The sequence below is a fragment of the Citrobacter sp. Cpo091 genome, assembly GCF_030332645.1.
GTDB lineage: Bacteria > Pseudomonadota > Gammaproteobacteria > Enterobacterales > Enterobacteriaceae > Citrobacter > Citrobacter portucalensis.
In genome coordinates this window covers 80,554-94,966 of sequence record NZ_JAOWHL010000034.1, presented here as the reverse complement: position 1 = coordinate 94,966, position 14,413 = coordinate 80,554, and the positions used below count along the sequence as shown (strand labels likewise).

At 51.3% G+C, this 14,413-nt stretch carries 12 protein-coding genes; 4 read left to right on the top strand and 8 right to left on the bottom strand.

What is annotated here, in order from left to right; genetic code table 11:
* Positions 1–94: 94 nt before the first annotated feature.
* Both dps and rhtA read right to left on the bottom strand, forming a co-directional pair.
* The gene (gene dps / locus OGY04_RS11095; RefSeq protein WP_003035253.1) at positions 95–598 is read right to left on the bottom strand and encodes a DNA starvation/stationary phase protection protein Dps; all 504 of its coding nucleotides are present in this window, start codon (positions 596–598) and stop codon (positions 95–97) included.
* A gap of 303 nt (positions 599–901) precedes the next feature.
* Positions 902–1,789 carry a threonine/homoserine exporter RhtA gene (rhtA, locus tag OGY04_RS11090; protein ID WP_008784209.1) on the bottom strand — a complete coding sequence of 296 codons (888 nt, stop codon included), beginning with the start codon at positions 1,787–1,789 and terminating at the stop codon, positions 902–904.
* Between the two features lie 411 nt (positions 1,790–2,200).
* Here rhtA and ompX point away from each other — a divergent pair, with 411 nt between their 5' ends.
* Positions 2,201–2,716, top strand: a complete 516-nt coding sequence (ompX, locus tag OGY04_RS11085; protein WP_048214619.1) for an outer membrane protein OmpX — start codon at positions 2,201–2,203, stop codon at positions 2,714–2,716.
* 139 nt (positions 2,717–2,855) lie between these two features.
* Here the strand turns inward: ompX and OGY04_RS11080 are convergent, their stop codons facing one another.
* Both OGY04_RS11080 and mntS read right to left on the bottom strand, forming a co-directional pair.
* Positions 2,856–4,436 (bottom strand): phosphoethanolamine transferase, encoded by a 1,581-nt coding sequence (locus OGY04_RS11080; protein ID WP_048235776.1) that lies wholly within the window; start codon positions 4,434–4,436, stop codon positions 2,856–2,858.
* A gap of 276 nt (positions 4,437–4,712) precedes the next feature.
* On the bottom strand, positions 4,713–4,841 hold the full coding sequence (gene mntS / locus OGY04_RS11075) for a manganase accumulation protein MntS (RefSeq protein WP_003831584.1): 129 nt from the start codon (positions 4,839–4,841) through the stop codon (positions 4,713–4,715).
* A 186-nt stretch (positions 4,842–5,027) separates the two neighbouring features.
* On the opposite strand from mntS, the gene mntR reads away from it, so the two are divergent.
* Positions 5,028–5,501, top strand: coding sequence for a manganese-binding transcriptional regulator MntR (gene mntR, locus OGY04_RS11070; protein WP_003831586.1), 474 nt, complete (start codon positions 5,028–5,030; stop codon positions 5,499–5,501).
* On the top strand, positions 5,498–6,607 hold the full coding sequence (locus OGY04_RS11065; protein WP_286585300.1) for an anion transporter: 1,110 nt from the start codon (positions 5,498–5,500) through the stop codon (positions 6,605–6,607). Before mntR ends, OGY04_RS11065 begins: the two co-directional genes overlap by 4 nt.
* 94 nt (positions 6,608–6,701) lie before the next feature.
* Here the strand turns inward: OGY04_RS11065 and ldtB are convergent, their stop codons facing one another.
* Positions 6,702–7,622 carry a L,D-transpeptidase gene (gene ldtB / locus OGY04_RS11060; protein WP_008784213.1) on the bottom strand — a complete coding sequence of 307 codons (921 nt, stop codon included), beginning with the start codon at positions 7,620–7,622 and terminating at the stop codon, positions 6,702–6,704.
* Between the two features lie 232 nt (positions 7,623–7,854).
* Between ldtB and OGY04_RS11055 the strand changes: the two genes are divergently transcribed.
* Positions 7,855–9,447, top strand: a complete 1,593-nt coding sequence (locus OGY04_RS11055; protein WP_008784214.1) for an ABC-F family ATPase — start codon at positions 7,855–7,857, stop codon at positions 9,445–9,447.
* 78 nt (positions 9,448–9,525) lie between these two features.
* Here the strand turns inward: OGY04_RS11055 and OGY04_RS11050 are convergent, their stop codons facing one another.
* The 3 genes from OGY04_RS11050 to OGY04_RS11040 all read right to left on the bottom strand — a co-directional run bounded on the left by OGY04_RS11050 (position 9,526) and on the right by OGY04_RS11040 (position 14,413).
* Positions 9,526–10,788 carry a DUF1479 domain-containing protein gene (locus OGY04_RS11050; protein WP_103015135.1) on the bottom strand — a complete coding sequence of 421 codons (1,263 nt, stop codon included), beginning with the start codon at positions 10,786–10,788 and terminating at the stop codon, positions 9,526–9,528.
* A gap of 152 nt (positions 10,789–10,940) precedes the next feature.
* The gene (locus OGY04_RS11045) at positions 10,941–11,756 is read right to left on the bottom strand and encodes a Cof-type HAD-IIB family hydrolase (protein WP_032942782.1); all 816 of its coding nucleotides are present in this window, start codon (positions 11,754–11,756) and stop codon (positions 10,941–10,943) included.
* Positions 11,757–11,980: 224 nt separating this feature from the next.
* Complete coding sequence (locus OGY04_RS11040; RefSeq protein WP_286585299.1) at positions 11,981–14,413, bottom strand: glycyl radical protein; 2,433 nt, start codon at positions 14,411–14,413, stop codon at positions 11,981–11,983.

The window sequence follows — 14,413 nt, the reverse complement described above, 5'->3', positions numbered from 1 at the left end:
TACTTTGGAGTGACGAATGATCAATGTTATGCACCATAGATGTGCAAAACCCCCGCCGGAGCGAGGGTTATATAGGTAATTCTTATGTCTGCTGTTACTCAATGTTGGCTTCGATAAACCACAGGAATTTATCGAGGTCGCGAGAAGCTGCGGTAAAGATATCCGCGGTATCTTCGTCTTTTGCTTCGCTGATAGCTTTACGTACGCTGTTTGCAACTACGGCATAACGTTCGGCCAGCTCTTTTAAGTGGTCCTGTACGCTATGGATATCCAGCGGGTAACTTTTCAGAGGCGTTTTGCTGTTAATAACCTGAGTTGTGCCCAGTGCCACACCGCCCAACTGTACGGCGCGTTCAGCCATGGTGTCGAGGTGATCGGTCAGAGCTGTACGGAAGCCATCCAGCATTTCATGTACTGCAATGAAGTTTGCACCGCGCATGTTCCAGTGAGCCTGTTTGGTGATCAATGACAGGTCAATGAACTGGATTACTTGCTGATTCAGCAGTTCTACGGTCGCTTTCTTTTCGCTATCAGACACATCGTTGCGGGTATAAAGGAGGGCGGATGCTTTTGTTTTTACCAGTTTCGCGGTACTCATATTTTCATATCCTCTTGATATTTATGTCCCAACTCTTCAACGGAATTAAGTATAGCGCTAAATTTGGATTTTTGTTTCCGGTGTTGCCTATCACTTTAATAGCGAAGACGAGGGTGAATATAAAATATCAAATAAAATCAATGTGATGAGTGTTTTGTTACTTGCGTGGTGTTATTTTTATGTTAATTTTAAGATTAAATGAAATATGCGGATGAGAAAATTATATTTATTAGAATTATTATCACGCAGATTTACAATTGGATATTCTGCATGATTATGCAAACCATGCAGAATAATACGTGGTTAATTCACGTCGACTTGTTTTATTTGTGGCTCTTTACGAATAGTGAGCGTAGAGCCCATTGATGCGACAATAATGGCGCCCAGAGCGAGCGTCTGGATAAGCGTCAGCGTTTCACCGAGGAAGATCATTCCGGAAACCGCTGCCAGCGCGGGTTCCATGCTCATCAATGTACCGAAAGTACGCGTAGGCAGGCGCGTCAACGCAATCATCTCCAGTGAATAGGGAAGCGCAGTAGAGAGGACTGCAATGGCCAGACCTAACGGCAGTATGGACCAGTGCCACAGGGCATCTCCGGCCTGGAGTGCGCCGATTGGTACAAATACCAGAGCTGCAATGAATGACCCTACTGCGACGGTTGCCGGACCGTGTTCCGCCCCGGCTCGCTGCCCGGTAAGAATATAGATGGCCCAGCAGGCGCCAGCCCCCAGCGCCAGCGCTGCGCCGGTTAAATCTACGTGAGAAACGTCCTGACCCAGAGGCAGCAGGAACCAGAGCCCGAGTACTGCCAACGCAACCCAAATGAAATCCACCGGGCGTCGGGATGAAAACAGCGCTACCGCGAGCGGGCCGGTAAATTCCAGCGCCACGGCGATTCCCAGTGGGACGGTTTGGATAGACAGGTAGAAAAGATAGTTCATCCCGCCCAGAGACAGGCCATAAAACAGTAGCGGCAGGCGTTGTTCTTTGGCGAATCGTAAACGCCAGGGCTTAAAGAAAGCGATAAGAATGAGCGTACCCAGCGCAAGGCGCAGCGCGGTAACGCCCGGCGCACCGACGAGTGGGAACAACGATTTTGCCAGTGATGCTCCGCTTTGAATGGAGGACATAGCAATAAGCAAAACCAAAATAGGCAACCAGACTGGCGCTTTACGTGACAACCCCGGCATCCTTTCTCCTGTCAAATGATGATTACACGTCTCCATCTGTGCCACGCTTCAGCATTGTTACGACGCAGATGATTTTATGTATAGAAAAGTAAAACAGCGAGTGTAATGGAATTACGCTCAACTGGTTGAGTATTCGTTGAAAAAAAAATTGCTCAGTTCCGTACAATGGCATGAAAATGATGGATTAATAATCTGTGTGATTAGGAATGTTCTGGATGAATGTGCCATATTGTGCGCGCAATAATGGTATTTTCAGTTGAAAAAGTGATGTTAATTGAAAGAGATAGCGTGTTTTTGAAATGTTCTGTTACATGAAAGACCCCGTTAGACATCGCGAATCGCAAAGAGTTTCCCATCAATTTTTGGTATATTTAAAACTTAAGATTTACTTGAAGCACATTTGAGGTGGTTATGAAAAAAATTGCATGTCTTTCAGCACTGGCCGCTGTTCTGGCTTTCTCCGCAGGTACTGCTGTAGCTGCTACTTCTACCGTTACCGGTGGTTACGCTCAGAGCGATGCTCAGGGCGCAGCGAACAAAATGAACGGTTTCAACCTGAAGTATCGCTACGAGCAGGACAACAACCCGCTGGGTGTTATCGGTTCCTTCACTTACACTGAAAAAGATCGTACCGATGCTTCTGGCGACTACAACAAAACCCAGTACTACGGCATCACTGCTGGTCCGGCTTACCGTCTGAACGACTGGGCAAGCATCTACGGTGTAGTGGGTGTTGGTTACGGTAAATTCCAGAACGCAGCATCTCCGGCTGACAACCACAGCACCAGCGACTACGGTTTCTCTTACGGTGCTGGTCTGCAGTTCAACCCGATCGAAAACGTTGCTCTGGACTTCTCCTACGAGCAGAGCCGTATTCGTAGCGTTGACGTTGGCACCTGGATTGCTGGCGTGGGTTACCGCTTCTAATCACTTCGGTGATATGAAAAATCCGCCTCTTGGGGCGGATTTTTTTTGCGTGTAATGCAGGAAGGAATGTCGTTGTAGGCCTGATAAGCGCAGCGCATCAGGCATCGGTAGCAAAATGCCTTATCCGGCCGACAACGTATTATTTGGTTGAGAAAATATCGGTACCCAGATGGTTGTAGTCCACCTTCTGCAGTTTGAAGTTGGTGATGTACACCGGCCCGGCTTTTTTCTCTGAGATAAAGCGGTAGTTGTTGGTGATTTCTTTTGCGCTTATCCCCGTCCACTGCGAGAAAAAGCTGAGGAAATCATTGGCGGAGCGACGGGCTTTAATCACCCGATGCGCTTTATCATCGCTCGACAGCACCATGAAAGGCACCTGGAAATTCTGCTGGAACTGATCGTCATGCGCCAGGTACTGCACCTCTTTTCCCCGCTCTTTAAACGCGAGGCCATGATCGGAGAAATAGACCATCGAGAAGCTATTACCGCTGTTACGTAACTGCTCGTAAAGCTGGCGCAGCAGGTCATCCGTCTGCGTCATGGTGTACAGATAACAAGATGTCTCTTTTGACTGGACGAAAGTCTCGTATTTACCCTGCGTTCGGTCACAGGCCTGCGGATGCGAGCCCATTAAATGCAGCACGATGAGCTGTGGCTGGGTGCGCTCGGTTGCCAGCACCTGGGCAGTCATCTTCAACAGCGCTTCGTCACGGGTGTTTTTATCCGCTTCGAAGTCACCGCTTTTGAGGAACTGAACCTCATCAGCGCGCTTCGCAATGCTGGCGATGGCCGTATCGTATTCACCAATCTGTCCCTGATTGGAAAACCACCATGTCTGAAAGCCCGCGCGGTTAGCCAGGGTGACAAAGTTATCCTGGAACTGGGGTTTATTATCCACTACCCGATTAAGCGTTAAGCCGAGCGATTTTTGCGTTGAACCGCTGGCAGCAATGTAATCCGCGAAGATATAGCCGTTAACGGAGCTGGCAAACGGGGTGTTATCCCAGTGACCGCCAAACGCGCCTAACGCATCGCGGCGGGCGCTTTCACCGATTACCACGACGTAGGTGTGATACTTCGGTTTAACGGCGGTTACCGTCCAGCTGTCTTTTACGCTCGACAGTTTCGCCATACGCTCTTGTTCGTCGAGCACTTCGTTGTTATTGACGATAACGTCCTTGGCGAAACGGAAAACCGGATAGCCAGTGTCTTTCAGCTTGAACACGCCGCCCCAGGCCAGGTTTTGTACCGGGGTAACAAAGAATGCGACAACGCTAAACAGCAAACAAATGCTGTCGAACTTATTCCAGCTGCGCTGCTGCACATCTTTTTTACGGCGTACGGCGATAACGCCAAGGGCAAAAATAAACACCCCAACCAGATAACTGTACCAGGGGAAGATGGTCAGGATCTCGGTTGACTCTTCCATATTGGTTGAGTGCAGCGCCAGTAAGGTATTGAAGTTCGGTGAGCCGTAAGCCTGGCCGAACGGAAAGTACATTGCCGCAATGAGTGAGCAAATGCCAATCAGTGCTTTCTGCGCGCGCGGCGCGCTACGCCACAGCAGCATCAATATACAGGTGAAAGCTACGCTATAGAGCAGGCTAAGCGGATAGCCCAGAGCAAGGTTTATTAGCAGAGACTGTAAGAAATAGAGGCCAGTCCACGGACTAATTGCTCGGCTACGAGCAATGATTGAATCTTTGAGGGTTAAATTCATATGCCACTGTTACAAAAACGCCATGTGCTTACCCTGGCGCTAAGGGTCATTGCCTGCCTGAGAGAGCGAGAAGAGGGATAGGGTCCGCATCCGCGAGCCGCAATATACGCAGGGCTGCGAAAAGATAGAGTGTGCGCAAGAGAAGGTCAACTACTACAAAGAAATTGTTTTGCGAGGGACGTGGCAAAACTGACAAAAAGAAGGGTTATTGAGACGAAAACCACCACCGTACCCGAATGACTGCAGGAAAATGAAGCGGCGTACCGCGACGCCGCATTATTTTTCTGAAGGTTTATCCTGCTCTGGTTTGCTGTTAATCATGTCACACAGCATAGAGATCAGCATCAACCGTACTTTAAAGGGAGAGTGACTAAACACGCGTATACACCTCTTAAATTCATTCATGTAAACCTCCTGACTTCACAATCCCATCAGTCCTTGAGGGATGTCTTTATTATATACAGATATAGCACAGGCTATATTATATAGCTATTGCTAAAACGTTAATTTTTTGTGCCCACGCAACTCTGGTTTACAATGAGCGCTCTCTAATCAGATGCCGTTAACGCGTCACAGTAACGAGGAAGCAGAATGAGTCGTCGCGCAGGTATGCCAACAACAAAAAAAGTGACGCAATTGGTGAATGTCGAAGAACACGTTGAAGGATTTCGTCAGGTCCGGGAGGCGCATCGCCGCGAACTGATTGATGACTACGTAGAGCTGATTTCCGATCTCATTATTGAGGTGGGTGAAGCGCGCCAGGTGGATATGGCCGCGCGACTTGGGGTTTCCCAGCCGACGGTTGCTAAAATGCTTAAGCGCCTTGCTTCAGTCGGATTGATTGAAATGATCCCGTGGCGTGGGGTGTTTTTAACCGCAGAAGGTGAACGACTAGCCCAGGAGAGCCGGGAACGTCATCAGATTGTGGAAAATTTCCTGTTGATGTTAGGCATCAGCCCGGAAATTGCCCGTCGCGACGCGGAGGGGATGGAGCATCACGTCAGTAAGGAAACGCTGGAGGCTTTTAGCCGGTTTACGCAACAGCAAGGAACTGGCTCTGAATGAGTTTTCCTTTATTACGTGCCTTACAGCGCGATCGCTTTTTCCAGCTGTTAATCATCGTTGGGGTTGTACTGAGTCTGTTCACGCCATTTACGCCCCGGTCCTGGCCAGGGGCAATTGACTGGCACACGATTATCACGCTTAGCGGGCTGATGTTACTGACCAAAGGCGTGGAGCTAAGCGGTTATTTCGATGTGTTAGGGCGCAAGATGACCCGCCGCTTCAAAACAGAGCGCCAGCTGGCGATATTTATGGTGCTGGCGGCGGCGTTGTTGTCGACGTTTCTGACCAACGACGTTGCATTGTTTATTGTTGTTCCGCTGACCATCACCCTGAAAAAATTATGTGCCATTCCGGTGAATCGCCTGATTATCTTTGAGGCGCTGGCGGTAAACGCCGGATCGTTGCTCACGCCAATAGGTAATCCGCAAAACATTCTGATGTGGGGACGCTCAGGCTTATCGTTTACCGCGTTTACCTGGCAAATGGCGCCGCTTGCGGGGGCCATGATGCTGACGCTGGTGGTGCTGTGCTGGTTCAGTTTCCCGCATAAAGCGTTGCACTATCATACCGGTACGCGCGCGTCTGACTGGCAACCACGCCTGGTATGGAGCTGTCTGGCGCTGTATATCATCTTCCTGGCGGCGCTGGAGTTAAAGCAAGAGCTGTGGGGTCTGGCGATTGTGGCGGCAGGGTTCATGGTGCTGGCGCGTCGCGTGATCCTCAGCGTGGACTGGACGTTGCTGTTAGTATTTATGGCGATGTTCATTGATGTGCATTTGCTGACGCAGCTCCCGGCCTTGCAGGGGATTACCCACCAGATTGGCACGCTCTCAGCGCCGGAACTTTGGTTGACGGCTATTGGCCTGTCGCAGTTTATCAGTAATGTGCCGAGTACGATTTTGCTGCTGAACTATGTCCCGCCGACGCTGCTGCTGGCCTGGGCGGTTAATGTGGGCGGCTTTGGTCTGTTGCCGGGATCGCTGGCGAATCTCATTGCGTTACGGATGGCAAATGACCGACGGATCTGGTGGCGTTTTCATTGGTATTCGGTACCGATGCTGATATGGGCGGCGCTGGTGGGGTATGGTTTGCTGCTGTTGATGTAATTGATGTGATGTGCCGGATGGCGGCTGGCGCCTAATCCGGCCTACTGCGTTGGTAGGCCCGATAAGCGTAGCGCCATCGGGCATATATAGCAGATTAGTTCAAACGAACCGGCATACCTGAACGGTTCTGTACAGCCTGCTCAACGACGGCTTGATCGACGTCAGACTGACCGGTGATGCTGGTAATGCTCTTGGTCAGGGTAATCGGTACGATTTCTCCGCCTTCGAATTGTGCTTCAGTCGTAGACAGTGGGTTATGTACTTCGATGTAACGGCTGCCGTCTGGTTCGGTAGTGGCTTTTACCGGCTCATCGATAAACTGTACGCGGGTGCCGACTGGCACATTTTCAAACAGGAATTTGATGTCGTCGTTACGCAGACGCACGCAACCGTGGCTGACGCGTAAGCCTACGCCGAAGTTAGCATTGGTGCCGTGGATAGCATACAGGCGACCGATATATAGCGCGTACAGTCCCATCGGGTTATCCGGACCTGCCGGAACAACGGCTGGCAGCGGTTCGCCCGCAGCGCGGTATTCCGCATGCATTTTCGCCGTTGGCGTCCAGGTTGGGCCCGCTTTTTTACGTTCTACTTTGGTGGTCCAGTTGATTGGCGTGTCTTTGCCCAGCTGGCCGATACCGATCGGCAGAACAATTACGGTGTTGGTGCCTTTCGGGTAGTAGTACAGACGCATTTCAGCGCTGTTGATAACAATACCTTCATGCACGGTATCCGGCAGGATCAACTGCTGAGGAATGTTCAGCACGGTGCCGCCTTTCGGCAGGAAGGTATCCACGCCCGGGTTGGCTTCCAGCATGTTAGACAGACCCATCTGATACTCTGCCGCAAAATACTCCAGCGGTTGGGTGTTGCCTTCAGGAATAGTAATGACCTGGTTTTGGCCAATCAAACGGCTACCATCAGTCGGCAGCGGGTACGTGACGGCTGAAGCGGTATTACAAAAACCAACTATTGCGAGTGCCGCCGCGAAAAGCGTTGTTAATTTCATATTCATATTCATGTATGCGAGATTCAGTGCCAGGCAGGCTAGTGGGTTGAGATTTATGTAGTGTTGGGCACGCATTATATGTGCAATCTGAGCAACAAGGAATTCGGATGTGTACTAAATCACATTTTTTTCCTTTTGGTTTCACTTTTTCCCTTCCGCATGAAGACGCGATCTTCTTGCAGACTTATGGCATAATAAGCGGTTTGTCACATATTTCTTTCTCTTTCAGGATACGCCTGTGTTAGTTTCCAGCAACGTCACCATGCAGTTCGGCAGTAAGCCGCTGTTTGAAAATATTTCCGTCAAATTTGGCGGCGGCAACCGTTACGGCCTGATTGGCGCGAACGGTAGCGGTAAATCCACTTTTATGAAAATTCTCGGCGGCGATCTCGAACCGACGCTGGGCAACGTTTCCCTCGATCCTAACGAGCGCATTGGTAAGCTGCGCCAGGATCAGTTCGCCTTTGAAGAGTTCACCGTGCTTGACACCGTGATCATGGGTCACGCTGAACTGTGGGAAGTGAAGCAGGAGCGCGATCGCATTTACGCTCTGGCCGAGATGAGCGAAGAAGACGGCTATAAAGTTGCTGACCTCGAAGTTCAGTATGGCGAAATGGACGGCTACTCTGCGGAAGCGCGTGCGGGTGAACTGCTGCTGGGTGTAGGTATTCCGGTAGAACAGCATTACGGCCCGATGAGCGAAGTCGCACCCGGCTGGAAGCTGCGTGTGCTTCTGGCGCAGGCGCTGTTCTCTAACCCGGACATTCTCCTGCTCGACGAACCAACGAACAACCTGGATATCGACACCATCCGTTGGCTGGAGCAGACGCTGAACGAGCGTGACAGCACCATGATCATCATTTCACACGACCGTCACTTCCTGAACATGGTCTGTACGCACATGGCGGATCTGGACTACGGCGAACTGCGTGTTTATCCGGGTAACTACGACGAATACATGACGGCGGCAACCCAGGCGCGTGAACGTCTGCTGGCCGATAACGCCAAGAAGAAAGCACAGATTGCCGATCTGCAATCCTTCGTCAGCCGCTTTAGCGCCAACGCGTCTAAATCTCGACAGGCGACTTCTCGTGCGCGTCAGATTGATAAGATTAAGCTCGACGAAGTGAAAGCGTCCAGCCGTCAGAACCCGTTCATCCGCTTCGAACAGGATAAGAAACTGTTCCGTAACGCGCTGGAAGTGGAAGCGCTGGCGAAAGGTTTTGATGAAGGCCCGCTGTTTAAAAACTTCAACCTGCTGCTGGAAGTAGGGGAGAAGGTTGCCATCATTGGTGCCAACGGCGTGGGTAAATCCACTATGCTGAAAACGTTGGTTGGCGACTTACAGCCGGACAACGGTACCGTTAAGTGGTCTGAAAACGCCCAGGTCGGTTACTACGCGCAGGATCATGAATACGAGTTCGAAAACGATCTGACCGTTTTCGAATGGATGAGTCAGTGGAAGCAGGAAGGCGATGATGAGCAGGTAGTACGTAGCTTCCTTGGTCGTCTGCTGTTCAGCCAGGACGATATCAAGAAACCTGCAAAAGTCCTCTCCGGTGGTGAAAAAGGACGCATGCTGTTCGGTAAGCTGATGATGCAGAAACCGAATATCCTGGTTATGGATGAACCGACCAACCACCTGGATATGGAGTCTATCGAGTCGCTGAACATGGCGCTGGAAATGTACCAGGGCACGCTGATCTTCGTTTCTCATGACCGTGAGTTCGTCAGCTCGCTGGCAACCCGCGTGATTGAAATTACGCCGGAACGCGTAATCGACTTCACCGGTAACTACGAAGATTACCTGCGTAGTAAAGGCGTCGAATAAGTCTCCCGTCGTTCTCGTGTTACAGGTGTGATGGTTGCACCTGTAACACGAGATACTTAGGGATAAGGGGATATAAAATTAAACAATCCCCAGCGCGCGTTTACCGTGGATATTCAAATCCTCCAGCGTGAAGCGTCCTTCCCAGTTAGTTTCATAATCCTCCCGTGGAAAATCACCCGGTGATGCACCTTTTTCCAGCGCGGCCTTCACTTTGTGGGCGTAGGCCAGATTCTTTTCGCACATCGGTGCGGCAGGAATGTACATCACGTTACCCCAACCCTGCTGATTTTCCACCGGTGCGACGGAGTGAATCACATCACAATGCCACCAGACGGAGTCTCCGGCGTCCAGTTGTGGAATGCTGGTTAACGCTTCAATCAGCAGAGGATGCCATTGCGTGGAAATCGGCAGCACCCGGCCGGGCGCGACGCCGCAAAGTTCATCTTCCGGCACATCGTCAAGCAATGGGCGTAACAGCACATACGCCATCGCTTCAGGGATCGGGACCACATGCAACAATCCCTGACCTGGCAGCATATCGGACAGTGCAGTCCAGCCCTGGAAGGTACGGAATACCGAACATTTGGTGGTGTTATCCACCGTGTACTCTTCTACCTCAGTGCGATGCGCCGCCTGCCACGGATCGTAATCTTCCAGCTTGCCATTGAAAACATGAGCAAAGACCTGCTGATATGCCGGAAGAAGCCAGCGTTCCAGCGCGCCGGAATCCGTATGCGCGCCCAGCCCTTTAGACGTGGTTCCCGGCGGTCGACGGCGAATGCGGTCAGGGTAAATAACGCTGATATCCGGGTTAAACCATTGTTTACCTTCGCTTGTAAAGGTCCACAAACGATTGAGGAACGACTGTGCATTGGCCATTTCTTCACTCTGGCGGGCCTGCATCTGCGCCTGGGACCAGTAGATGGGGTAGATTTCAGGCCGTGATGCGCTCAGAGTACCGAAGAAATTATCGCCGGGTCCTTTATAGACGTCGTCAAAGTGGTTGCGGTCCAGATAGTCCAGCATTGAGCTGTCCCATCCGAGAGCCTGTTCGCGAGGGAAATGACCTTTAATGACTGCGCATCCGCGACGCTTAATTTCTTCACGCTGCTCTGCACTTACGTGGCCTGCTTTGATATCAGCATAAGATATCACTGGCCACACTGGGGCACCTTGCGCTTTGAGGGCGTTGATTTCCGCCACGCGGGTGGCGATAGCATCGCTCAACTGATTGAAGATTAACTGAACATCCCCAAGCTGTGCCCGCAGTTGCTGTTTCATCTGCCGGATTGCCGCTTTGTGATCGGCAGGCAGCGTGTCGCTGGTAAAAGTAAAAGCCATATCCACCTCGCATTAACTTTCATTCGAAACTTAACTAACTTACAGATGATAATATAAGTTAAAATTTAGTTAACGCAAGTTTAAAACTTGATGGAGTGAGCAAAATAGAAAAAGAGTGAAAACCGGGATGAGGGATACCCCGGTTGGCAGGATTAGACGTTAAAAGGGGAGGTGTTATCCAGCACAGCCTGAATTACGTTCAGCGCGCCCTGATGGTTATTGTCGTCGGTCTGATAGCGAGCAATCGCTTTGATATTCTCTGCCGCGTTGGCCATGGCGAAAGAGTAGTGCGCCATTTTCAGCATTTCCGCGTCGTTTCCGCTATCGCCAATGGCGACTACGTTTTGCGGTGACAGGTTCCAGCGTTTAAGCAGGCGGCTGATCCCGTTGGCTTTATGTAGGCCCGGAATGATCAGATCGATAAACCCGAAGCCGCTGGTGACGGGCTTCATAATGCCGTCCAGCGCAGCATGCAGGTGATCGATAACCAATGGGATTTGTTGGTCCGGTAAATTTAGCGAGAACTTGAACAGCACATCATCGATATCCTGATAATCCTTTACGGGTTTCAGGCGATGGTAGTGTTTTGACATCAATGCGACAAAGGACTCCGGCGCATTTTCGCTAACGTAAGCGCTTTGCAGCCCACAAGCCACAAAGTTGAGCTGCTTATCTTTTAGTAGTTCACCAATGACAATACGGGATTCGTGGCGGGTAAGCTCGCCGTGAAACAGCTGTTTGCCATGTTCAAAGACCAAAGCCCCGTTCTCAGCGACAAAAGAAATTTCCTCTTTGAGCTCCGGGAAAAAGGAGATCAGCTGGTAATACTGGTTACCGCTGGCCACGACAAATTCGATATTTCGTTTTTTCAGTTCCAGATACTGCGCCATAAAACGTGCACGATCGTATTTCTTGGCGTCGTCGAGAAAAGTTCCGTCCATATCGGTGACGATAACTTTGATGGTCATAAAGATAGGCTCCTGGCGATTACTGCAACCAGAAACATTCTAATAACAATGTGACCTGTAGCACAAATTTAATTTCGAATGAAAGTAAAAAGCCGGATGGTAGCTTCGCCTTACCCGGCTACGGGAAGAATCGTTGTAGGCCGGATAAGCGTCAGCGTATCCGGCAATGGGGAGGGTGGCGTGCCGGATGGCGGTGTGGAATCTCATCCGGCCGACAATATTGTTTACAGCATATGTTCAGTACGCGCGATGATGTCGTCTTGCGCATCCGGAGAAAGCGCAGTGAAAAAGGCGGAATAACCTGCTACACGGACCACCAGGTCACGATATTGATCCGGGTGTTTTTTGGCTTCCAGCAGCGTTTCACGGGAGACAATGTTGTACTGAATATGCCAGCCTTTGTGCTCTTCGAAGAAGGTACGCAGCAGGATCATCAGCTTTTGCTTATCGGATTCATTTTCCAGCGTGGCCGGGTTGAGCTTCTGATTTAACAGCACGCCGCCGAGAATCGAACCGGTCGGCAGTTTACCCACCGAACCAATTACCGCCGTTGGGCCGAGATGGTCCGTACCGGAGGCCGGGCTTGCGCCTTCTGCCAGCGGAGTGTGTGCTTTACGGCCATCCGGCGTTGCCATCGTTGCTGCGCCAAACGGCACGTTTGCCGAAATAGATGAGGTCCCGGCGTAGTAATTGCCGCCAACCGGGCCACGTCCGTAACGCGGATTATGATACTGTTTCAGTTCATCAATATAGGTCTGATAAGCGCGGGCCAGCAGCGTATCAACGCTATCGTCATCGTTGCCATATTTCGGCGCGCCGTTGATCAGTCGTTGGCGTAACTGCTCATGGGTCAGACCGTCAAAATCATTGGCCAGCGCGGCGGCCAGCTGTTGTTGACCAATAGCGCCCTGTTCAAAGACCAGTTTCTTCACTGCTGCCAGGCTGTTACCGAGGTTGGCAATACCCACCTGCAAACCCGATACCCAGTCATACTTCGCGCCGCCTTGCTTAATGCTTTTCGCCCGTTCAATGCAGTCGTCTACCAGCGCGGAACACAGAATATCGTGCACGTTCTCTTCCAGCATGGTGTCGACGACATACTCAATTTCTATGGATTTACGCGTGTAGTAGCGGATTTGCGTATCCCAGGCATCCATCACTTCGTCGAAATTGTTGAAGTTACCAGCCGAGAGCGCTTTTTCCTGTGGCAGAAAGACTTTGCCACTGGTGGCATCACGCCCACCTTCCAGTGCCGCCAGCATCACGCGGGCAAAGTTAATAAAGCTCATGCCGGTGCAACGGTAGCCCCATTTCCCGCCGACTGCGGTTTCGATACACCCAATGGCCGCATAGTCATAGGCATCCTGCGGTTCAATGCCCAACTTAATGAATTCCGGTATGACGATTTCATCGTTGTTAAAGGCTGGCATCCCGACACCGCAGCGGATCACCTGCACGCAGGCATCAAGGAAGTCATTACTCATCCCCGCGTGATAACGCACGCTCAGGTTTGGCTGCGTAGAACGCAGACGGCCGCAGGACTCCAGAATCGCGTAGGAGAGCGGGTTGACGGCATCCATCGGCTGGCCGTTGACCAGGTTTTGACCACCAATGGTCACGTTCTGATACAGCGGACTGCCCGCCGAGGCTTTCGAATGGGAGCCGGAACGGATTTTGTTCACTTCCAGCAGTTTCAGCCAGCAGCTGTGCAACAGTTCAATAGCGTGCTCACGATCAAGACTCTGGTTCAACTCGACGTCGCGACGATAGAACGGGTAGAGGTATTGATCCATACGACCAAACGACACCGAGTGACCGTTTGATTCAATTTGCAGGATCAACTGGATGAAATAGCACAACTGCAATGCCTGCCAGAACGTTTTTGGCGGCTCATGGGCGATCACATCGCAGTTTTCCGCCATGGTCAGCAGTTCATCTCGACGGCTGGTGCGGGTTTCCATGGACGCCATTTTACGCGCCAGCGCGGCAAAGCGCTCAATGTGAAGGCTGACGGCTTCCAGCACGATATCAATCGCTTTCAGGAACTGATCGCCATGGAGGTCTTCCAGACATGTCAGATTGATGCGGGAGCGACGTTCATCGACTTTGTGACGCAGGCCGTCGAGACCTTTTTCCAGCAGCAGCGGGAAGTTTACCGCCAGGTGTGCGTCGCCGGAGGTCATGTTACCTTCGGCTTTGATAATGCCGGTTTCCAGCAGCCCTTTCTGCTCATCAGTGAACATCCCGTAGCAGCGATCCTGCACGGTCTGACCACGCCACCATGGGCACACCTCATGCAATACACGTTTGTTCTCTTCGCTTACCGCAAAGCCTGCGCCCGGTCTGTCGGCGAGGTCGTCGATCTCTTTTTCAATCCAGGAGACGGTGTATTCCGGGAAAATAGGCGCGGCACGCACTTCGCTTGCCTGGTTACCAATGATCAGTTCGTCATGTTTGATCCAGATGGTGCGTTCCGCCAGATGATGAGCTAGTGCCAGTGCACGACGTACCGGGATAGGCTTATCCAGGTGTTGCTGATACATCTCGGTATAGTGCTGGGCGCGCTCGGTACAAACCGGTGGTTTCACGATGTGGATCAGGGCCGTTTTATGCGCTTTGATACGGTCGCTGAGTGTGTCCAGTTTCAGAGTGGTCAT